This window comes from Pirellulaceae bacterium, assembly GCA_029243025.1.
Classification (GTDB): Bacteria; Planctomycetota; Planctomycetia; order Pirellulales; family Pirellulaceae.
In genome coordinates, this window is record JAQWSU010000053.1 from 1 (window position 1) to 23151 (window position 23151).

Annotated in this window: 14 protein-coding genes; 7 read left to right on the forward strand and 7 right to left on the reverse strand. The window is 51.4% G+C overall.

The features are described from left to right. The first annotated feature begins 650 nt into the window (after positions 1-650). Positions 651-869, forward strand: coding sequence for a hypothetical protein (locus tag P8N76_25685; GenBank protein MDG2385088.1), 219 nt, complete (start codon positions 651-653; stop codon positions 867-869). 637 nt (positions 870-1506) lie between these two features. Here the strand turns inward: P8N76_25685 and P8N76_25690 are convergent. From P8N76_25690 to P8N76_25710, 5 genes are all read right to left on the reverse strand, one after another. Further along, on the reverse strand, positions 1507-2871 hold the full coding sequence (locus tag P8N76_25690; protein MDG2385089.1) for a PEP-CTERM sorting domain-containing protein: 1365 nt from the start codon (positions 2869-2871) through the stop codon (positions 1507-1509). Positions 2872-3503: 632 nt separating this feature from the next. After that, the gene (locus tag P8N76_25695) at positions 3504-5369 is read right to left on the reverse strand and encodes a tetratricopeptide repeat protein (GenBank protein ID MDG2385090.1); all 1866 of its coding nucleotides are present in this window, start codon (positions 5367-5369) and stop codon (positions 3504-3506) included. 338 nt (positions 5370-5707) lie between these two features. Continuing rightward, the gene (locus tag P8N76_25700) at positions 5708-10147 is read right to left on the reverse strand and encodes a CotH kinase family protein (GenBank protein MDG2385091.1); all 4440 of its coding nucleotides are present in this window, start codon (positions 10145-10147) and stop codon (positions 5708-5710) included. A gap of 85 nt (positions 10148-10232) precedes the next feature. Continuing rightward, positions 10233-11726: a sugar-binding protein gene (locus P8N76_25705; GenBank protein MDG2385092.1), complete on the reverse strand. Its 1494-nt coding sequence runs from the start codon at positions 11724-11726 to the stop codon at positions 10233-10235. Between the two features lie 527 nt (positions 11727-12253). Beyond that, positions 12254-13213 (reverse strand): hypothetical protein, encoded by a 960-nt coding sequence (locus P8N76_25710; protein ID MDG2385093.1) that lies wholly within the window; start codon positions 13211-13213, stop codon positions 12254-12256. 514 nt (positions 13214-13727) lie between these two features. On the opposite strand from P8N76_25710, the gene P8N76_25715 reads away from it, so the two are divergent. Together P8N76_25715 and P8N76_25720 are read left to right on the forward strand one after the other, a co-directional pair. Then, on the forward strand, positions 13728-14201 hold the full coding sequence (locus P8N76_25715; GenBank protein ID MDG2385094.1) for a hypothetical protein: 474 nt from the start codon (positions 13728-13730) through the stop codon (positions 14199-14201). Between the two features lie 176 nt (positions 14202-14377). Beyond that, positions 14378-14737 (forward strand): protein tyrosine phosphatase, encoded by a 360-nt coding sequence (locus P8N76_25720; protein ID MDG2385095.1) that lies wholly within the window; start codon positions 14378-14380, stop codon positions 14735-14737. 575 nt (positions 14738-15312) lie between these two features. Here the strand turns inward: P8N76_25720 and rfbA are convergent. Then, positions 15313-16206: a glucose-1-phosphate thymidylyltransferase RfbA gene (rfbA, locus tag P8N76_25725; GenBank protein MDG2385096.1), complete on the reverse strand. Its 894-nt coding sequence runs from the start codon at positions 16204-16206 to the stop codon at positions 15313-15315. A 1086-nt stretch (positions 16207-17292) separates the two neighbouring features. Then, entirely contained in the window at positions 17293-18684 is a 1392-nt protein-coding gene (locus P8N76_25730) for a hypothetical protein (GenBank protein ID MDG2385097.1), read from the reverse strand. A 957-nt stretch (positions 18685-19641) separates the two neighbouring features. Here P8N76_25730 and P8N76_25735 point away from each other — a divergent pair. The 4 genes from P8N76_25735 to P8N76_25750 all read left to right on the forward strand — a co-directional run bounded on the left by P8N76_25735 (position 19642) and on the right by P8N76_25750 (position 23134). Beyond that, on the forward strand, positions 19642-19827 hold the full coding sequence (locus P8N76_25735; protein ID MDG2385098.1) for a hypothetical protein: 186 nt from the start codon (positions 19642-19644) through the stop codon (positions 19825-19827). 271 nt (positions 19828-20098) lie between these two features. Next, positions 20099-20941: a VOC family protein gene (locus P8N76_25740; protein ID MDG2385099.1), complete on the forward strand. Its 843-nt coding sequence runs from the start codon at positions 20099-20101 to the stop codon at positions 20939-20941. Positions 20942-21341: 400 nt separating this feature from the next. Beyond that, positions 21342-22199: a glycosyltransferase family 8 protein gene (locus tag P8N76_25745; GenBank protein MDG2385100.1), complete on the forward strand. Its 858-nt coding sequence runs from the start codon at positions 21342-21344 to the stop codon at positions 22197-22199. Continuing rightward, entirely contained in the window at positions 22196-23134 is a 939-nt protein-coding gene (locus tag P8N76_25750; GenBank protein ID MDG2385101.1) for a glycosyltransferase, read from the forward strand. The genes P8N76_25745 and P8N76_25750 overlap by 4 nt, the downstream gene beginning before the upstream one ends. Positions 23135-23151 lie beyond the last annotated feature (17 nt).

Genomic DNA, 23151 nt, shown 5'->3' on the forward strand with positions numbered 1-23151 from the left:
TGCGTTGGTGCGTTGGTGCGTTGGTGCGTTGGTGCGTTGGTGCGTTGGTGCGTTGGTGCGTTGGTGCGTTGGTGCGCAGGTGCGTAGGTGCGTAGGGAGATCATCGCATGTGCGAACAGTAAAAGGTTTATTGATGGAAGCAGCGAAACATCAACTTGGCAATTTTCGATTGGAGTCTGGCGCACTCTTGAACAATGCGTTTCTTGCTTATGAAACACATGGGAATTTAGCTTCTGATAAATCGAATGTAATTGTGTATCCACATGGTACTCGGGGAATCACGAAGATATACGCGCTGCCATTGGTCCTGGACGATCCCTGGATCCCGATCAATACTTTATCGTCGTTCCTGATATGTTTGGGAATGGTCATTCGTCTTCACCAAGCAATACCGATCCTCCGCACGACCGAATGAGGTTTCCTGCGGTGACATCCTATGACAACGTTATCGCACAAACTCATCTTCTGACTGAATTCTTCGGGATTGAGAAAATACAGCTTGTTGTTGGTTTTTCAATGAGCGCTCAGCAGACCTTTCATTGGAGGCGCTTTATCCGGACAGGGTTGGTGCGATTGCTCCGATTTGTGGAAGTGCCAAAACGGCTCTTCATAATTGACGTTTTCTGGAAAGCTTAAAGCGAGCTCTGATTTTGGATCCTGAATTTAAGGGCGGCGATTACTTGGGTCAGCCCGAGCAAGGGTTACGGGTATTTACGACGATCTACGCGAGTTGGGCTTTTTTACAGACGTTTTACCGAAGGAATTTGCATCTTTCCTGGGTAGGTGGGAACGTCGAGTCCATGGAGGATTTCTTGGAGGCGTGGCACAATTTCTTTACGCCGAAAAACGATGCCCTGGATTTTGGCTGACCAGGAATCGTTTGCTGCGCCGAACAAATCATTCACGGTAGGGGGATCGGCAATGTCGTGGGGCAGATGCGCTTCCCTCGGACGAGTGACTATTTTTTAGAAAATTGATTTCGATTTGAGGAAATCGGAAGCAACGCGAAATTGCCAAGTCATGAACGCTTCCAAATTGACGTCCAACGGCAGGTCTGCAAAGTCCTCATGGTAGTGAGCATTCGTGCCTGCCGCCATATCACGAACTTGGTGTCGCGTCCAGTTCGGGGACTCCTACCAAGAGTCGCCACTGAAGACATCGATCCGGCCGTCTCCATTGATATCCATAGCCCCTGCGGCTTCGAACGGTGAACGATCGTTGATCGTATGCTTGCGCCACCCCGAGTAAATCTCGCGTTCCTCCGATTGGACGGCATCCGTCGACTAGATCAGGAATAGTAAAATCGGGAATGTGACCAAGGGCATTGTGGGGCGAATTGAAACCAAGCTACTGTCTCGCGAATCGATTGAAATGATGATCCGACACGCTCTAAGCTGGACGTTCACGAATTGGCGGTCAAGGGAGCATCGCCATCAGGATTCAAAAAGGACGAGAAAAGCTGTCAGGAACCAATTCGCGATCTGGCTCCTGACAGCTTTTTGTCGCTCAGCTTTTTCTGCTGCGAATTCCGGAAAGTCCGCTCAATCCTAGCAGCAACATCAAATAGCCGGCAGGTTCCGGCACAGCTTGTATTTGCGGTCGTGGGCCAGCTTCAAAGCCACTATCTTGAAACGCGAAAACAAAATCCGACGAGTTGAATTCGTGGTCACCGTTCCAGTCTCCGGTGATCCAACTTGAATTTCCGTCAATCCCATCTTCGTACTGACCTTGTTGGAAGACCGATACGAAGTCCGTCGAATTGAATTCACCATCTAGGTTTGAATCGCCGATCCAGGTACCCAGTACGTTGTGCACATAGTCCGCCCGTTGTTGTAGGTTTGTCAGGGAGTCGTCATCAAGTCGCGCCAGGGGATTGTCAAGGAGGCGAACGATCGAGGCGTCCGCAAACGTCTGGACAGCCGAGTCAAACTCTATTCCACTTGGAGCCGTCTGACTGCCCCAGCTGAATGGCGCATCGGGGTGGGACTGATTGTCGACTCCGTCCACCAAGAACGGGTCCAATCGGAATTCATAACCAGCTTCGACGTCCTGGAGAAAGTGCCCGTCTAAAGCGTCAAAATCATTCAGTTGCTCGATCCGGTCTTGAACTTCGGCTCGCTCGTCATTTAGGTCGTAGCGAATCTGATCCCACCGCATCAAGAATTCAGTGACCCGCCTCCCTTGTTTGTCAATCCCATGAGCTGCCTGCGCTTTGTCCGGCGCATCTAAGTCAGGAATCAATGGAACTGAACCAAAATTCTCCTCGTACTCGGGACCAATCAGCACGCCCGTACCCCCTTCATTTAATTGGTCGTTTGTGGTTCGCACCATGTGAAACGGCTGTGGATCGGTTAGCGGCAAATCTGCTTCCGGGACCAACGCGACCCAAAACTGCGACCAGGGGCCGATTTCTTGAGTAGTCGCAGCTGTCGCGTCATCCGGGTCCGTGCCAGGCCATTTGATACCCTTGTCGTAAAACCCAATACTATCTGTGCTCCACGGTGCTGGTCCGTTGCCGTTATATCCACCGTCGGGGACTTCTCCGTTCCAAACGCACTCGCCACACCAGTTGGACGCGTTGTACCCACCCGTTGGGTCGTCATCGGCGATCTCCTGAACGAGAACATAGAAATTCTCATTGTCCCATGCGTACTGAATCTCGATCTCCAATGGGGCTGAATCGGCTTTGGTACGCTCGTTATGAGCCCATGACATCGGCAGGGCGTTGCCTGTCCATTCATGCGGATCGACAACGCCGTCAATGGTGGGCGATGTCTTTGGCGCCTCGCTGATAAAGAATGGCTCTTCCGCGAAAGTCGTTCCAGTCATCGTCATTGCTGCAAAGTACAGGACGCAGGATCTAATGTGCATAGTAGGATCCTCAGATGAAAACGGAAAAACAAACAATTGTTAACGAGACGATTCTTCGAACATCCGGCTTACTACTCGATTGTTGTGGGAAAGCTGGCTCACGCGAACCGTTTCAAAGATGTCTGAATTGGCATCAAATGAGCTTGGGCATTCTAACACACGATATAGCGTTGTCACGTTCGCCCGGACGTCGATCGTTCGACGCATGCTGTTTGGGCATTGGCGAGATTTCTGATCAAGCAGATTGCCAATTGTGCCAGAAATATTTTCAATATGGGTGACGGCCTCGCCTATTTTGTTTCGCTATTTCAACAGCACACCAAATTGGCTAGTTGTACGGATGTCCAGCTTGGATTTGGCATCTTGCGACTGGCAGTTTGAAAACGGAAGTGACGATGCCGTTTTCGAAGATGAAGTGATTTGTTGGGCACGGCCGACGATTGATCCAGAGGATTGCGGAGTCTAACACGAGACGGAAATCACGACGAACCCAACCACGACGCGCCGAATGAGAAAAGGTGTCAGAAACCAATGAGCGAATCGGTGCCTGACATTTCTTATACCGATAATCTCTCGTCGAAATGCTCCAAATCTCTGATTCACTGAAACCCTTAGTTGGGTTCACAATCTGGTTAAGAAATTTCTGAGGCGATTTGCGTTCGTAATTGTTCGGCCAGTTTTTCCGCTGCCACAAGTTGCTCGTCAGTCAGACTCGGTTTGAGTTTTATCAGGTTTTGCTGGGCCATTTTATTCCGATTGTCGGCAGCCACCAAAAACCATGCGCACGCAGCGGCGTGTTGCTGCTGAACGCCTAGCCCGTCGCGATACATGCAGGCAAGACTGTTCTGTGCGTCGGAATCTCCCTGGTCTGCTGCCCTGCGGTACCAGTCCACGGCTTCCGTGTCGTCCTGAATAACACCTTGGCCATGGGAGTACATAAACGCGAGACTGTTTTGTGCGTCGGGATCTCCCTGGTCTGCCGCTCTGCGGTACCAGTTCACGGCTTCCGTGTCGTCCTGAATAACACCTTGGCCCTGAGCGTACATAAACGCGAGATTGTACTGCGCGTTGGGGTTTCCCTGGCCCGCGGCCCTGCGATACCAAATCATGGCTTCTGCATAGTTCTGCGTAACGCCTTCGCCTTTATAGTACATATTCCCAAGATTGTTCCGCCCACCGGTATGTCCCTGGTCCGCCGCCCTGCGATACCAGTTTACGGCCGCCACATGGTCCTGCGTGACACCGTGGCCGTTGTAGTACATGTTCGCAAGATTGTACTGCCCATCGGCGTCTCCCTGGTCTGCCGCCCTGCGATACCAGTTCACGGCTGCCACATGGTCCTGCGTGACACCTTGGCCGTTGTAGTACATGTTCGCAAGACTGTACTGCCCACTGGCGTGTCCCTGGTCCGCTGCCCTGCGATACCAGTTCAAGGCTTCGGTGTGATTTAGATGAAGATCATCCTTGCGACGTATCAATGTAAGCAATGCAGCGTCTGACATTCTAGCGAGACTACCGAGATAAAGCCCTCTTCCCTGACGACGACCAAACGCTTTGGCGGCAGGATCCGATAGCTCTGTCAGGCCGTTGAGGGAAAGGTCTCCTTGACATTGGCTGAGAGCCTCTGCGGCTTTGTTCGACAGTTGAGTCAGGCCGTCGAGGAAAAGCGTTGCCTGATGTCGAGCGAGTGTTTGGGCGGTTGTGTCCGGTAGCTGGGTCAGGCCGTTGAGGTAAAGTTGTCCTTGATACCGACTGAAAGCTTCGGCAGCTTTGTTCGACAGCTCGCTCAAGCCGTCCAGGGAAAGGGCTCTCTGCTGCCGAGCGAGCGCTTCGGCAGCTGCATCTGATAGGGTGATCAGGCCGTCGAGCCAAAGCTCACCCTGATTTTGGCTGAGCGATTTTGCTGCTTTTTCAGATAGGCTCCTCAGACCGTTGAGAGAAAGCAAGTCAAACCGGTGCCGACCGAAAGCTTCGGCAGCTGGATCCGATAGCTCGGTCAGGCCGTCAAGGGAAAGCGTTCCCCATTGCTGACTAAGGGCTTCGGCAGCTGGATCCGACAGCTCGGTTAGGCCGTTGAGGTAGAGTGCGTATCCCCGATAGCACCCCAACGCTTTGGCGGCTGCATCCGACAGGTCTGTCAAGCCGCTGAGAGAAAGCGTTCCTCTCAGCTGACTTAGAGCGGCTGCAGTTGGCTTCGACAGCTCGGTTAGGCCGTCGAGGTGAACTGCGTATCCCTGATGCCGGCCCAATGATTTGGCCGCTGTATCCGACAGTTCAAGCAAGCCGTTTAGAAACAGCCCTCCCCGATTCCAACTGAGAGCTTCGGCCGCAATGTCGGACAGTTCGGTTAGGCCATTGAGCCAAAGCATTCGATGCTGACTGAGAAGTTGGGCCGCGTCGTCGTCAATCTTTTCATAGTCTGAAAGCCGAACACTGTTATTGTCTCTGGAAAACTGTTCGGTAATCCTGACCGACATGATTCTCTTTTGGTTGGTCATATCGCTTGTCCTGTTGGCGATTCCTCAACCCGTCTTGTTGCCCGAGACATGCCTTTCTCGCCTCAGTTTTCACAAACGTATGTCGACTGTTAAAGCGATACACTCACTGACTACAAGCGGAAACGTATGATAGCACAATTCAGCATCACTTGGATAATACAAGTGTTGATTGCAGACCCTTACCTGCAACAGTTGCCGGCTGCCCTTTCCCCTTCCGGTCGTCGCCAGTTGTTGGCACACGCTGGTCGATGACGCAATGAGCTTGCCGGCTCGCGGGAGCATTTTGTTTTCGCGTGTTTTTCGGTCACTCCGGAAACCGCGGCAACTACATGATAATCCTACCACCGCAGAATTTTCTTGTTTGCGACGGTTTCAGGCGTTGGGTTGAGCAAGGTTTTGTTTGGAAGGCGGTCTGCGCGGGAACGACTGCGGTCGACAATCCCTGCGGATTCGAGCGGGTCGATCAAATGGATTGGAACTGCCAGGCGAATGTAGTTTCCCTTCTGGAAAGCGAATACTAAGTCACTGCTATCAAACTCTCCGTCGCCATCCCAGTCACCCGTTTCGAATGTCGAGTTGGTTGGGATCGCGTCATCGTACTGACCGGCCATGAAAACGGTAACGAGATCGCTAGAATCGAAGATCCCATCGTGATTCGCATCGCCAACGATTGGAACTCGCGTCGAGCTAGGCGTACCACCAAGGTTGCGACTTGGTTGCCAATTTTCCGCCCTACTCCAGTTTTCCAAATTCGGATCTGAGGCATCGATTATTTCCAGTGACCGACCCATTCCATCCGTCGTTGGCTGCCAATCATCGACGTATCGGAATTGTTGTAGTAATTGATTGCCGGCAATGAGCTTGATGGTTTCACTGGCATTGCTGAGACGTCCAGACCATTCGCCAGCGACAGCGGGCGAGTCACCATATCGAAAACGAAATGCGGCAACATCTTCCACAACGACCATCCGTTCGTTCGGAGGCAGTTCGGTAATGTCACCGTCGATGAATCGAAATGCCACGCCTTGTTCCGTTTCACCATCGTGAGTTTTTGTGAAAGCGACTTCCGAAAGGTCGATTGCCCGTTCACCGATGTTTACCAGTTCGATGAATTCGAAATTGTCAGCATCCCTGAATCCAGCGGCTGCTTCTTGCGTTGTCGAATCGGCCGGATGGTAATGCACTTCGCTGATTCGCAAGTTTGCCTGCCCGGCCGGTTCCGACACACGATAGGTCGCTTGATTTAGGGCGGACCAGGCACTGGCTTCAAATGTCCTTGCGTTGACGATCGTCGATTCGTTGATTTCGATTTGATGAGGTGACGACGACGCCACAAGTGTTGGTTGAAGCAGCAAATCCGGATCCTCCGCACTTGCGTTTAAGCTCTGGATCGCAAGTAGGTTATTGCCTGGCTGCAAAAGTCCGATGTGTTTCGAAAGATTAAATTGTTCAATTGCAATTGCTTTGGCATCCGGTCGAATCGTGACAGCCTGAGAATCGTGTGAAACGATTTCGGGTGCATTCTGACTCGCGACTTCGACTCCATTGAGGAAGGCAACAAATCCGTCGTCGTATCGCATTTCTAAAGCGAGTGAATTCAAATTTTCGTCTGGTGAGACTGCAAACGGAACTCGAACGTAGACGGATGCCGAAGCATTGTCGGACCCGATGTCGCTTTGAATGAAATCGTTTAGGGGAATACTCTGATCGTCGCCAAGTAATACAAAGTCAGCGTCAAATTCATCTTTTGCGCCATGGGCGAAAAATAGTTCGACTGTCGATGTTCCCAGTTGGTTGAACATGGTCATCTCAAGATCATGTAGGCCAGCGGTGAGATTGATGGTGGCAAAACTATCGCGAGTTCTGTGGCGGTCTGGGTCGAATATGATTTCTACACCGTCCACTGAAAGTCTTGCGGCGTCATTACTGCTCACACCGATCGTATAATCTCCCGTTTCGCGAACGAGGATCCTGCCGGAAGCCTCCAACGCGAAGTTCGTCCCACCCCCACCAGGAAAGTCAATGTTGTTGTCGAAGTGGCCGCGGCGGTCTCGGTCCAGATAGTTGATTAACGGAACGTTTTCTACAACTGTTTCGCGTTCAAGATTTTCACCTGAAAAAAGAAGTTCAACGGTCGCCCAGTCAGGCAGGCGTTCCGTCGAGTGAACTTGACGAACTAAAAAACCGTTCGGTACCTGAATTGCATCCTCGGATTTGCCCGTGTCAAATCCAACTGCCGCCAATCCTTGGTTCCAACTTGTATCATCGAAATCCACGGCTCGCCAATCGGATTCACTGATGTGACCCGTAGGGATGAAATAGCGAGCGTCAGATGAGCCGTTGATGTAGTCGACAGTATTGGTGCGGATCGCTTCAGGGCTGATATCTCCGCCCGGCAGTCGAGGGTCCGTTCCGTTGGTTGTGTAGTAAACGGTCCCGCCATTTTGCTGTTTCATGGTGAGAAGATCACCGGGTTGCACCTGTCCACCGTGCTGATATTGATTGTTGATGTCAAAAGCCGGAGCGACCACGGATGGATAGAGTGGGTCGGCATTGCCATCACTGTTGGGCCTTGGACTACGCAATTGGTCCAAAACGATTTGGTTTCGTTGCGGGAAATACTCTTTGAGTTGATCGTTGAGTTCCGTCTGCCATTCGACATCGGGCTTATACGGTGCTTGTTGGTCCGAACGAATTGCGTCGCCCCATCGTGCTGATTCGGCAACTAATGCGTCACGGATTTGCTCGTTGACTTCACGGTACATTTCCGCGGGGCGATTGCGTTCTGGATGCTCTGGATCCCATGCGGGTCGGTCTGGATCGACGAATAATACGCCGTCGTTGAAGAAATGCTTGTGAATCCGGTCGGCAAACCGCAGCCGGAATTCCGGGTTGTTGCGGAGAGGATCGAAAATCAAATAGAGGTCTTCGCACCGATTGGCATTGGGACTCCCGCAAAGTCGAGTGTGGTTCGTTGTTAAACGAGACCAGTTTGACAGATTCACCGAAAGTTCCGCATCCCAGGAAAAGAATCGAAATCCTTCGCTTTCCGGACCTCGGCGTCGAGCCGCATACCAGTTTTTGTGTGGCCAGTCTGTATTAGCCGTGTAGATGTTGCCGATCACGTAGTCAATGAAGTTATCCACATCGAGATAGGATTCGGCAGCTGGGTTCGCGGGGTCAATTCCTTGGAGGCGTAGAAATCCTTCCGGTGAGCTGTCTTTTACCAGCTCCAACAACGTGTTCCACGCCTCGTCATTGCCGTCTTCAACGCCGTTATGGTTGATTGAATCCCATTCGTCTTCGTCTCCGCCAAAATGCTCGGCGGCAAATGCGGCATCGGGCCTTTCAACCACATTGTAGAGCCCCCAGTAAGTTCCATTCAAATAAACGTGCATGAATTCGGTGTTGATCGTTTCATGTCCCATCGCTCTTTGAATCTGGAGGTTGAACTCATCTCTTGTGTACTGAGCTTCGCCGGGCCCAATATTGGAATACCACGAGTCGTTGAATCCGGCACGCAGGACCAAGGTGTTGAACCGGTTTTGTTCGCCGTCGCCAAAGAGGGGGAATTCTAGGGCCGTTGGCCCGTACTGATCCTTGAAAACCAGACGCATTCCATTCTTCTTGGCGTGTGTGCGAGAATACGCACCCTGCATCCGGAGTCCGGCGTCTACTTGAAAGCCCTCTGAGCCGTCAGGATAGATCAATTCGACGGATGTCGGACGTTCCCATTCGATTCCACGGCGTCCGGGATTGGCGTAAATACCAGTGGGACCGAACAGGTTTTCGCCGTCAGAAACAAGAGACAACGTTGGCAGTGTTCTGAGACTGTTTGCGACGTCGTAGGCGGGATCGTTGACAATTTCCGGGTCCATTTCGAAATCAGCTTCATTGTCGCCGGGTGCGGAACGTACCCGGCCCCATTCTGTCGAAAGACCCGCGGTAATCGCTGAATCGGTGTCCTGTCGAACAATGTCGTCTGAGAAAAGATATGTCTGTGTGCCAACGACTGATGGTAGTTGGTCAGGCTTGAATGCTACTGCACGCAGCACCGTCGTATGATGAATTCGGATGGGGCTAGAATAGACCGTCCCTGTGGATTGGGTGGGAGCTTGGCCATTCGTTGTGTAACGTATTTCAGCATCCGATGTATCCGAGGTAATCGTTAGATCAAACGGCGCATCGAAAAAGCCGTGACTCATGCTGAATTGAGGTGCCGTCACGAAACCAGACAACCCTGTTTTGTTTGCAGCACCAGGGCTCGGTTCCGAAAAATATTTTGATGCGTCCGCTTGGATTTCTCCATCCGTCCATGGTAAGCCGTACGAGACGTCGATTTGTTGTGGGGGGAATTGAGGGGCAAACGCGTGAGCAGCAATTTGATCCGGACGTATGAGTCCCAGATATTCGCCTTCCGTATCAAGTGCGAAGTTCGCGTGCAGCTCCGATGTCGGATCCTTGAGATCGAGACCGGAGGCAAAGATGAGTACGAAGCCGCCCGGCTCCACAATCAGATTGGGCAGGTACCATTTTTGAAGGTCATCGGCATCATCGGTCAGCGACCAGCCCTCAACCGACACCGGGGAATCTGTCGGATTGTGTAACTCGATCCAGTCCGACGTTTTTTCGAAACTGTCGATGAGCATCGAGTCATTAGCAGCCGCGAACTCTGAGATTAACAGCGGTCCAACAGCGAGTAGCTGTCGGGGTTCGAGACGCTCAATGGGGTGTGTCCCAGGTGAAGCGATGCGGCCAAATTTCCAGGTTGATGACATGGGGAGACGATCTAAGATTTACAAGGTCACGCGAGCGAAAGTGATGGCTCACGTGACCTGTGATTTAAAAAAAACTAGAGTGGGTTTATCGCCTCTTTCGCTGTGAAAGAAGTCCGAGCAATCCTAAGCCGACGAGAGCAAACGCCGATGGCTCTGGTACGATCGATACGGCCGCTGGCAGCGGGCCCGACTCATAGCCGCCGGCGGAGAAAGCTGCCACAAAGTCCCCGCTATTAAAGACCATGTCACCGTTCCAATCGCCCTCAGCGTAATTTGCTGACGCTCCGTTTTCGTACTTGCCGGCGGTAAAGACAGTAACAAAATCACTGCTGTTGAATTCGCCGTCGAAGTTCGAATCGCCGATCCAAGACTTTTGAATGGTGGTTACCCATGCGGTGCGATCTGTACTGTCCGTTTTTCCATCTCCATTCAGATCCCCCGCCAAGTTGTTGTCTTCCATGTACTGTGCCTGTACATCGAGATCGCCGGCGTCAATCTCACCGTTGCCATTGTAGTCGCCGGTGGGTCCGACAGCTCCAACCAATTCGGCGGTCGCCCAAGCCTCTCCATTAAAGAATGGGCCGCCGCCTTGTGTCCAAAGCGCTCGCAGGATTCCGCCGTCTGGTACGCCAAAGTCAACGTCCGTGTCCATGTCTTGGTCATTCCAAAAGAGCGAAAAACCAAATTCTTTTCCAATGGCACCGGCCCAATCGTCCGTGGCATCGCCATCGTCGTCCAGGTCGGCAAACTCCCAAGGAACAGCTACTTCGAGAATGTAGCCGTCCGCTGTTTGGGTCGCGGCAATATCCTTGCCGAAGCCATCTAAAGCTCCACGATAAATTCCGCCCGGACCGTTTCGTTCCCCCGAGACGATTTCATCGAATTCTTCATACGGCTGTCCCTCGCCGAGTCCACCCATCAGGCCCGGTCGAGCCGCTCGCTCCATATGTTGTCGTGCCCCGTCAGGATAATTCTCGTTCAAGGCAAAACTGAGTTGAAAATCGTCTAGATTGGGTTCTTCGTCATCGAAATTGGAAGAAGGTGGGTTGCCGAATGAGGCGACGTTGTCATCGGAATCGTTTAAAGCGTCGACAAAGATTTCAAATCCGTCGTTCTTATAGGCTTGGTCGCCAAACTCGCTGTCGTCCTGAGTATCCTGAAGCACATCGTCGACGGTCACATTCAGGAAGTACAGCGCCTTGGAATCCCAAGACATGTACACAGTTGAGGAAAAGTCGCCCTCGTTATTGTCGATCGCGCATTGCTCTCCACTCGCACACTGGCCAGCACCATTTCCAAAAAACCAGACCTGGTCTCGGTTGAAGACGAGATGATCACCCAACGTATTCGATGGATCGCCATTCTCATACCCTTCTCGTCCCTCAGGGAAGTCAGGCTGTTCAGCGACTGTCGTATAACTTCCCAGTGCCCAATCGGAGAGATTACCATCAATCGTAATGCTTCCCTCTGGCACTTGAGGCACCTGGACTTTACCTTGGAGTCCCGCAGTCGCTGCACTCGCACTGAACAAGATGATGGCAAAGCTGCTACCAATCCTTGAGCCCAATGAGTTAGTCATCGCTTCTCCTTTTTTGTTGACTAGAAAAGTCTTTAGCCGGTAGGATCTTTTCCGACTGTAACACCTGGGCCTGGCGTATGCAAAAAAAGTCAGAAGGTGGACTATGTCCAAGCTTTTTTCTCGCAAGTTAGCAATGCGCCGTGCCTTCACGGCGGACCCCTGCATAAAGTAACGTCGTGAGCAACTGAAATTGATTCGATTCCCGGCGGTCGAAACATGGCGTCGTTTGGTTTTAGAAAAACGACCAAGTCTGTGCTGGTGACTGTCTCGCCGTTTGTTGATCAAACTCTGTTGGGTGCGCAACGAAGTGGCGACGTTGCGAGAATCGGTTTCACTGCAGATGCAGCACGGTTCGTTGGAGAGTTCGTTGTGATGGCTTGCGTTGTGCAGATGCCGCAACACGAGGGCGCCGCTTGATGCATCAAGCGAACAAAACGCCAACTGGTGAAATCCAAAACATGAATGGTTGGGTTGCCTTTCGGCGGTTTAAGCGGTGCGTTGGAGACGGCCGTAAATCCCCTGGTCGCTTACTCTTTCGGTGACTGGTGGTGGAGTTTTCGAATCACACCACCATAGTTTTCGTCGTCGGTTCCGTAGAAAATTTCTTTTGCATCATTTGTTTCACGCACGGTGATCGATTCAGGTTTTTGACCGTCCACAGTTGCGAGAGACTGAGGCTTCTCAAATAGCTGAATCATCGGTTTTCCATCGGTGGCACTCACCATGCCAATTGCGTAGATGCCGCCGGCAAATGGACCGTTGTCGGGATTTGGAAAGCCAGCCTCTTCAGCATCGAAGGCTGACAAGCTGTAAATGGTGCCATCGCTATCAACATCGAGCCCCACGATTATGCGGTTGTACCGATCCGGATCCGGTGATGCAAAGGTCACGTGTTGAGGCTCGCCGGAGAAACTCATGTCTGCGGGATTGAATTCCAGCCATGACAGCTGCGTCGATTGCTGATTGCTGGCTCGCTCTGCGAAGAGAAATACATATTTCTCGCCGATTCGAGCAACCGCTGTGGCCTCGACGTTGTGGACGAGCACGGGCCATTTTACGGCGTCTACAATTTCGATGCCTTGAGCGGTGATTCTCGCTTTGAAGATGTTTTGAATCGCGGGATTATCCTTGCTGTTTCCACTTTCGCACAACAGCAGAGTGTTTTCTCCGGGAACTTTCGCAATGCTTTCAAGGTCATTCGGAGAGATTCCCTGGAACGTGAATCCTGCATCACGATAGGTTACGCCTCGCGAATTCGTCGGGAGATGCAGTGAAGTATATCGAGGCTTGCTGTTTTCACCAGCGACCTTTGCGTCGTGGCAGCCAATGAAGCGATCTCCTTCGATCCAGGCCAAACCACTTAGATCAGGCAACGTCGCCGCCGATTGGTTGGAGTGCTCTTCTTGCATGCATCCGACAGCGCTGAGAAGGGTGGCGAGAAGGCCAATGCTTGTTAGGTAATTCGATCTGAAAGCAGGTCGCCGCATGGTTTCACTCGATATCAGAGGATAAGTTAGCGCGGGGTACTGCCTTCATTGAACCAGTGCCACGGTTACGGTGCAACGGGTTGTCATTTTTTCGGGACAGAGCTTCGGCGATGCACAAAACGGTCCGTGGGCCGGATAACATCAAAGGAAATTCGGTCATTGGCTACGTTGGGGCGCTGGATTTCGCGTTTGGATGATTGAGAGAAAACCCTGGAGAACTGAGGGGGCGGGGCTCGCGATTCATTGACTTGCTGATGAACTCAACTGGAATCCGTTTGCCGATCGGGATTCATGCAAGAGGGAAGGGGAGTGTTGGTCCAAGATTCTATAGCGGGGAACTGCCGGGGAAGTGACGTTACACGTAATGTCTCGACAACCAAAACGAGTTTTGGCAGACTGCAGCCTGTAATTACTTTAGACTCAGGTCTAGACCTGCCTTGTTGCCACCTCGCAACATGAAGCTCGATCCGTAGCAGATGACGATGTCCTTTCCCTTTTGTTTTCGCTGACAAGCATGATGTTTTATCGGATTCCATTATTGTTGGTGTTTTCCCTCTATTGGGGCGGACTTACCTTTTACACAGGTTTCGTTCTGCGAATCGCACACGCGGTTCTGAACGATCCCATGGATGGCGGGCTGATTACGCAACGAGTGACTGTCGTGCTGCAAATGTTGGGCGTCGTAACAGTCGTATTGATGGCGTGCAATTGTGCTGTTGTCTTTCGGCACTCGCGGAAATACGGATATCCGCTTATCGGATGTGCCACGCTACTAGGCTGTGCACTGATCGGGCTCTTTTTGGTGCACGGACATCTTGATGCCGTTATCGACGTGGAAGCTTTCGAAATCATCGATCGCGATGCCTTCGATGCCGCACATCAACGTTACAATCAACTGACCACAATTCAATGGCTGTCTGCTTTAGCCTACCTGCCGATTACGGTGTTTGCTTGGCGGTCTATTGACGCGAGTCGAGATCAAGTGTGAGGTGGATGAGGGAAGGATGTTCGAACCTTTTCGCACCGCGACCGAAGCCTCCGTTGTCAAGAGATGACGCTTTTTGGCGAATTGGTGAGTCCCTCCTGTAGAGCGAAGGGGGATGCTCGGAACCTCGTGGGAATTCGATTGTGTCGGTACATTGTCATTTGAGGCGGCGCGTTGTAATGCGAAAGAATATTCTTTTTGTGTGCAGTAAGAATCAGTGGCGCAGTCCCACTGCAGAAGCCGTCTATCAGGTTGATCATCGAATTGCCGTCCGTTCGCGAGGGACGGCACGAACTGCGGTTCAGAGGCTGCGAAGAAGCGACTTCGACTGGGCCGATGCGATTTTAGTCATGGAAGGTAAGCACCGAAACCGTATCCTCGCTGACTTTCCCGCAGAAGCGAGAGACATGCGTATCTATGTGCTCGACGTTCCGGATGACTACAAGTTTATGGATCCAGAACTCGTCGACTTACTGCAATCCACATGCGAATCGATCATTGAAGATTTAAGTGGGAACGACGGTGAACAAGACTGTTGAATTCCTTGACGCAAGTTGTTAATCGCGCGATATTGGTCTGCTCAAAGTGGCCTTACTCACCATCGAGGTAAGAAAAAACGATGCGACGTTCTACGATGATCGAATCGACAGCCGTAATGTGCGCCCGGTAGCTGTTGGTTTTTCACTTCTGATTGTTCCAGTTCAGCTTGCTCAAGCCGAGTCGCCGCCCACGCCCGGTAATCCGCGCAAAAACCCGGAGACGAAAGAATCGCGGGTTTCAAGGATTCCCTGCGATGCCAAGTTTGATGCGGCTGTAAATTACAGTGTTACCGACGATGCTAAATAGGACGCTTAATTCCCAGTCCATGGGTTAAGCCGCATGCGAGGCAAGATCCCTCGGTTGATCGAAGCCGTTGTCCTTGAAAAGGAATCGACGGGAAATCCCGTAACCCTTGGAGCACGACGGGACGTTCTTTCTTGCTGAGGAAATGGTCTCGCCAATTGTCCGGGAAACTGAGGGAAAGGATCGGACGAACCGTCTGGCGAGTGGAAGAGTCCTGCGGACCGTGCGCAAAATGCGAACAACATTGCTCAGGTTCGATCGGTCGGCATTCTTACTGACCGCTGTGTTTAGCAGGTGTTTTCACGAGTCCCCAGAGATATTGGGAGTAGGCGTTGTTTGCAGACGGTGGCAGTGACTGTTCCAATGTCTGCTTGGTGATCCAATGATTATTGAGGGCAATTTCTTCGAGGCAGGCGACTTTGTAGCCTTGGTGATGTTCCACCGTCTTCACGTACATCGATGCTTCCAGGAGTGATTCCTGAGTTCCCGTGTCAAGCCAGGCAAAGCCACGGCCCAATACTTGAACTGACAGTTGCCCACGTTCCAGATAAGCCTGATTGACTGACGTGATTTCCAGTTCACCTCGCGACGAAGGCGCGACCTGTTTGGCAATCTCAACCACCTGATTGTCGTAAAAATAAAGCCCGGTAACCGCTAGAGATGATTTGGGGTGCGTGGGTTTTTCGGCAATCGAGATGGCCTGGCTTTCGCCATCGATCTCCACCACGCCAAATCTCTGTGGGTCAGCAACCTGGTATCCGAGGACGGTGGCGCCCTGGGTTTGACTGGCCACCGCCTGTAGCTTGGGTGTCAGCCCCTGTCCGTAGAAAACATTGTCGCCAAGGACCAAAGTTACCGGCGAGTCACCAATAAACGATTCGCCAATTAAAAAAGCCTGAGCCAATCCATCGGGCTTCGGTTGTTCCGCGTAGCTCAAGTTGATGCCGAATCGACTCCCATCGCCTAAGACGCGTTGGAAGGATGAAACGTCTTCCGGGCTTGAAATTAAAAGAATTTCACGGATGCCGGCGAGCATTAACACGGAAAGAGGGTAGTAGACCATCGGTTTGTCATAGACCGGCAGCAGTTGCTTGCTGACGCCCAATGTAACCGGGTGCAAACGGGTCCCCGACCCCCCGGCAAGGACGATTCCCTTGCGTGTCATAACACACTTCCCTTGCGTGTCATAACACACTCCTAATCGTACGGAAGCTTCGACGCTTTGACCGAAGACTTGGATCACAATGGCCAATTAGCAAGTTCAGGTCCAAATCAGTCTCTGGGTTGGATGTGATGTTGGAGCATTGGTTTTTTTGTTGGTTTTGTGTCGGCCAGTCAAACTCAATGAAGGTGTTCGCGGCAAAGCTGTGTGTGTCTCATGAAAATGATCCGTGGCGGATATCTCTACCCCGTCGACCGCATGTCGAATTCTAAGAAGTCCGCGGCTCGTTTGAGGCTAAGCGTCAATGAAATGGCGAGGTGATGGCCGTGGACCGTTATAGCCATTGGTGCCTATTGAGTTTCCGTCTGTCCTGCACGAAATTTGTCGTAATCCAAAGAAATAATTGTTTCGATTTCGAACGGCTGGCTTCTAGGAACAGCTTGCGATAAATCGTTTTGTCGAATACGTGAGTGTACACTCTTGAAACACGATTTATCGAGGTTAGACCAATTACATCGCGTTCTAGGCTAATACGACACAGATTCTTCAGACTAATTGTGCTCTTGAAAAGTGAGAGGTCTGATAAGACTTATGTTCGCTACAATCAGCGTGCTGAAATCAGAACGACGATGACGTTCGTGGATAAGTCGTTCCGGAAGCCGATTGGCCATCTTCGAGTCGTCAAAGATTCGCACAACCCAGGCCAAATTAACGCTGTCCGGCAGCAGGTTCGTTTCGTGGCTCATCATGCTTGTGTCGTCCTCTGACATCTGCTGCCACATTTACAATAGGTAACTTTCGCCTCGAGAATATGGGGCAACTTCTCAGGGAACTGCCGGCATCTACGGAATTCGTTTGAGCGAAGAAGTATTTTTCCTGCTCCGTTTGCAAGGGCGGACAAACGCCTCCGTTCCTCCCGCTTCAGAAAGTCAAAAAACCTGACCTTTCCAATGTTCAATCGCGAGTCAATCGCACGCCGCTGTTGCGGTGCGTACGTCGGGACAAATTTGACGAACTGAACCAGCCCTTTTCATGAGATCATGCTGAACAGAAATCTTGCAGGCACGAATTGAGGCTTAGAACGGTAAATTACGGTTCGTAACTTCCGGCTGATTCAAGCAGCAGTTTCGCCTCGCCGCCTTTGATTTCAAGAACATTTCCCCATTGTCCAAAATCGATGATCGATCCGTCTTTTTCGGTCACTTGCCAGACACCGTTTGCAATTGCAATATGCGAATCGAGTCTTCGAGCGTTCAATACCACGACTTCCAGTTTCCTATTTGCGTACGGACTGGATCCCTCATTCGCAATCTTGAGAGACCGAAAGATCGCGGGGCGACCTCGATAGGCTCGCGGCATTTCTGAAACGATTCGAATTCCATCGGTTGTGAATTCCCGAGCAATTTTCTTCGAGTCGGCAGTTGACGCTCCCGCCATATAACGCTTAACGTGGCGTTGGATCATGCCTGCGAGTTCAGCATCCTGTATTTCGGCAGCTGCTGGCAAAGCGTGGCCTCTTTTGGGCACTTTGCGGTCGGCGACTTTTTCGAGTGGTAGATCGGCGTAGGCCGATTCCATGAGTAGCTTGGCGTTTGTATGGTCGTCATTGACAACCCATATATTTCCCCACTTACCTGTTCTAGATACGGTGCCATCTGCTTCGGTGAGCCACCAGGTGCCATCGGCCATGATATGCTTGTCAGTGATAAATTCAGCGTGAATTACTTTTGCGTCGATCGTTGCATTTTCGTCGCGTTGTCCTGCTGAAAAACCCTCCTCAAATGACTTTTGAATCGCTTCGTGGCCCACGATCGGTAATGTGCGGGTGTTAATTGCGCGAATGCCGTCGTGACTAAACTCTTGAGCAAGGAGTTCGGCGTTGGATTCTTTCCAGCATGATTTAAAACGTTCGATCTCATCGCGGACGAGACGCTTGGCGGCTGGATCTGAGCTGTTGCGGATTTTTCGGAAAACGGAGATCCTGTCTTGCTCGGTTTTGCCATTAATACGTTGGTTTGTATGCATCAACGACCATTGGTCATCTGATTTCCATTTGAAAATTCGATCGCTCGTTTCGGTTGTGATTTTTCCGTTAACGATGTCGGTCGACTTCGTTGGGCTTTTCCAAGTGTTGCCTTTGACAGCAAGTGTAGCCGTCATGGTTCCGCCGAGTGAATTGAAACCTCGTTCGACGACTAGTTTTTGGGTTCCATCCCAGCCGAGGATTCCAGAAAACGTTTCCGATTCTCCCGTTTGAAAATTTTTGCCTTTGCCGTCGTACCGAAGGGTGTTTTGGTCGGAACTCCATTCGAGGGTAACCGTTTCCGTAACGGGCTTGTTATCAATTGTCGTTTTGACTTGCCAAGTACCCACCAATTTTCCGAGATTCTCATGCACCTCTGTCGGCATTTGTTGAGCTGTAACGGAAACCTTTGGAAAAAGAACGAGAAACAAGGTGGTTGCCATTCGAATGAACTTCATGGGATAGCTCCAGATTGCGAATGTGTTGTCGGATTACCAAGCTTTGAGCAAATTACGGTATTCGCTGTGCTGTGAAGTGCGAGAAAAGCTTCGCCATTGCCCGATTATTCATGCGGTGTTTTTAAATTCGGAAATCGTCGATTTCGACAATTGGTACACAGTTCTGTGTGTGGTACGGTAGTCACCGAGGTGAAATTTCGGTTGGATTACCGTGGGAATACTTGGGCAACAGGGAAGGAACTTATTATCGGTTGATATCGGTAGCGACAACTCGTGTAGAAAAGTACAAAATGGGTTGGCACACAGCGGCGGTTAGAGCGTGGCGTCTGATTGATTCTTCAATCACGAGCAAGATCCAGCAACGAACCGAATTGGATTTATCCTGGCAATCTGAAAAGGCGCAGCCATGGTCAGAAAACTCACCTGATCGACTCTTACTGACCGTCGCAGATTTCTTCGGGTTGTGGCAGGGATGGGCCTCACGTCAGTGGTGGCTCCTGGCTACCTGATGCCGAAACGGCCGAATACTTTGACGGAATTCTGGTAGAGGCTTCGTCCTTCGATGATTGGGGGGGATGGAAACTGGACACGCAGCACTATCAGCAAATGGGAGGCTGTTATCTTCTTGCGCATGGCATGGGCCAACCCGTCGCGAATGCCACAACGAACGTCGAAATTCCTGATGCGGGAACGTGGCATGTTTGGGTGCGAAATCGGGACTGGTGCAAAGGTGACTGGCAGTCTCCCGGCCGCTTTCGTGTTTGCCGAAACGGCGTTCCGTTGAAAACCAATTTTGGGCAAGGCCGGGCTGATTGGCATTAGGAACGGGGTGGCAGCTTTGCCCTTGATAGCTATTTGATGCCTGGCGACGCTCAAAAGTGTATTGTTTGTGTTGAAGTGAATGTTCCGTAGGATTTCAACGATAAATGGACCGATCCGAAAATCGGTCAGCCGTCAGTGCTCTATACCGCTTACGTGAAGTTGGATGACGCGGAACGCGATGTGATCCTCGAACTGACGGGACACGGTGGCGAAGCAGAGACCAACGGAAATGTTCAGTACGACCTGGAGGGCCTAACGACTGCCAAGGAGTTGGTTGATTTGCTGCTTGTGAAATTGGAACGAAAGAGACGGAAACAATGAAGAAAAAAGAATGGTTCGTGGGTTTCGATTCCAATCACCATGAAAGTGCAGCCGAAATTCAGAAACGCATTCTGAGACGGCGCATGTTCCTTGCTGGGATGGGGGCCTTGGCAATGGCTCCTAACGTTGTGGCGCAGACGGCACCGTTCCGGCCGATTCCCGTCTCAGCCATCAACCATACCAAAATACGTGTCTCAAATCCTGCTCGGTCCCTTGACTGGTATCAAAGCTTGTTCGGGTGCCCATCGTAGCGCGACAGGGAAAGACCGTCATGCTAGGGATTGGTGACGGACCGCAGTTTCTGGCGATCGATGGAGATGCTTCCGGTCAACCTGGAATCGTCCACATGGGATTGGCGGTCGATGGTTTTGACGCCAAGCAAATGTTTCAAACGCTCAATGCTCTAGAGGAAACTTCTTCTGAAAGACTTGGCCCAACCAAAACTCGAATTGAGACACGCGGAGCAGGGCAGAGTGGGGCGCCTGCGGACACTTTGGAGCTCTTGCTAGAAGATCCAGCGGGGATCAGCATTCAGCTTCAAGACAGTTCATTTTGTGGTGGCGGAGGTAGGCTTGGCAATCAATATTTGAGTCAGCCTGAGCCTGCCAAGAAAAAAGGTGTTTTGAAGATCCAGGATTTTAATCACTTCACAAGCTTCGTAGGCGACCCGATTCCGACGGTTGCTTTCTATCGACAAGTATTTCAGCTGCCAATTGACACTTATCAAGGGGCGATGCCTTTGTTGCGAGTCGGACAAGGTAATCAATTTTTGGCATTTGCTAATCCAGGTGGCCGCAACGATTTTCAGGCATTCATTCATCATGTGTGTTTTAGCGTCAAAGCTTTTAACCTCGAGAGTGTCTTACAGAAACTGGCTGGTTTCGGTATTGAACATCGGGACGTAGGACGCGGCCCCGTGATGCCACTCCAATCTTTCGTGACGATGAGAATGCCTGATCGGGGTGGCGCAGCACAAGGCACGCCGGAACTTTATTTCACCGACCCGGATGGGATTTTGTTGCAGATTCAAGACGCTCGCTACAGCGGTGGGGGCGGAGTTTTGGGGAATCGGCGAGGACAGTCGTCGAAACCAACTGCTGGTAGGTCTCAATAGCTGATATCTGATTGGCTTGTTGATTTGCTCTTGTCTGAAAAATAATTTGCTGTTTGGCTCTTTGGGTTGACCCAACGTGAATTGTCTGGTTCGAATTTCACGCGCGGAAACGGTCATCTGGTTGAATCGCTGCTAAAACCTTTGCGATTAGCGCGGGTATGCAATGACCGTTCTTTTCGCTGCTAGATTTATTTTCAGATCGTATCCTCTGAGTGCGATGATTTGAATATTTAACATTAAAAACGCCGTTAAAAAAGTTAGAATGAGTGGGAACGCAGAGGCATTGGTTTTGACACAGTACCCGTTTCCCAGAGTACTTTTCCCCTTGGTTACAGATTCCAAAACAAAGATCAAGATTGCTTGTAGTGTCGACAATACATACTCACTTCCGTTATTGGTGATGTTGAACTCGCTCGTAGCTACTCTCCATGAATCTTGCCGTGCGGTGATTTACCTGCTTCAGAGGAATCCCTGTCGCCTCACGCTGGACGAGATTGGCTCCTTCGCGGAGGTCCACTCGCTCTCCCTTGCCGGACCCCATGTCGATTCTCTTCCGTCAGATAGGCGTTTACCTCCTGAGGCGTCCGCCCCTTTGTTTCTTCATGAACTGTTGCCAAGTGATACGGATCGCGTGATTTTTCTTGATGCTGACATGTTAGTGGTTGACGACATCTCGCCGCTCTGGACTCAAGAGTTGGCGGGACGCGCTTTTGCGGCTGTCGCGGATCCCGCAATTCCAAGGTTGCGTTCTCCACGCGGGGTGATCCTTCCTGATGGCCATTCGTCACCCGACGATGCGTCCTATTTCAACGCAGGTGTCATGCTTATTGATCTCGCGACTTGGCGAGAAAAGCGGATGATGGACAACAGTTTGGCCTACCTATCTGAACATGGAGACAAAGCGGAATTCCTCCACCAGGAAGCGCTAAATGCAGTTGCTTGGGATGATTGGGTCCCGCTTGAGCAGCGATGGAACATGCCAATGACGGCGGGAAGGTGGTTTGCTCAGACCTCAGCGGCGGCTTTGAGTGATCCGGCCATCATTCATTACTCTGGCCGGATTAAGCCCTGGTGCACAACGCACGGTGGAAGATTTTTCGAGGCTTATTCAGACGCCCTTGAATCTGTTCGAGAGCGACATGATGTGTCGCTCTTTGAGACGTTCGACAGGAGTCAAATGTTCGGTTTGTATGACCGAACTCTTCGATCCGTATTTTACCCGCTGGAGAAATTTCTTTGGAATCGAGGCCTGCTTTGAAACCTAAAGTGAGCGTCATTCTGCCAGCTCTGCTTGGCAGCAAATCTGCGCAGGCGGCAATTGAAGCCTGGGAGATGCAAACGAATCGTGAGCATCTCGAGATTATCCTTCTTTGTCCTGATGCCGAAGCTGCTCAGCAGCGTCTTGGCGAAGGATTTTTGACGATCTGTACAGAATCGCTCTATTTACACGAAGCCCGTGCAGAAGGGATTCGACTGGCGAACGCCGATAATTTGTTTCTCGCGGAAGACCATTGTCTACCAGCGCCTGATTGTGCTGCCAAGTTAGTTGAGCGACTTGCCGAAGGCTGGGATGCTGTGGGGCCCGTGTTGCAGGCTGGCACGAAGACGGCTGCCGGAGAGGCGGGGTTTCTGATGGGATACGGCCAATGGACCGCGCCTTTACGAGCTGCTGAGGTGGAACACTTAGCTGGGCACAATTTGCTGATTCGCCGACAACCGTTTATTGATCTAGGCGATCGTTTGTCAGATCGGTTGTTCATTTGTGCATTTTATATTGGGGATCTCCATCAACAAGGCCTGCGTTTTTTTGTGGAACCCGCTGCTCTTATGACTCATTACGATCCGCCAACCTTCCGAATCCAGCTGTTCATTTTTGCGTGCAGCGGATTAGGTTTTGGAGCAGGCCGAACCGTCGATTGGTCCTGGCCGGTTCGCGGCTTGTTCGTGGTTGCGTTTCCAGCGGTGGCTGCGTGTCACTGGTTGCGTGTATGGAGACTGCAGGCACGTCTCGGCCTACCGGCCGGCAAGCGTGTTCAGCTGCTGCTGGCAGCGATTCCAATTGCAATCGCTTGGGGGATCGGTGAAGCCGTTGGGGCGATTCTCGGTCGACGTCGTCTTGAGGGCTTCAGTTCGCGAGCTGAGGTGAAACCCGTTTCACTAGAGATCGTTGCTGCAAGGGAAGGATCGGGATGATAGAACTTCTAAGATTT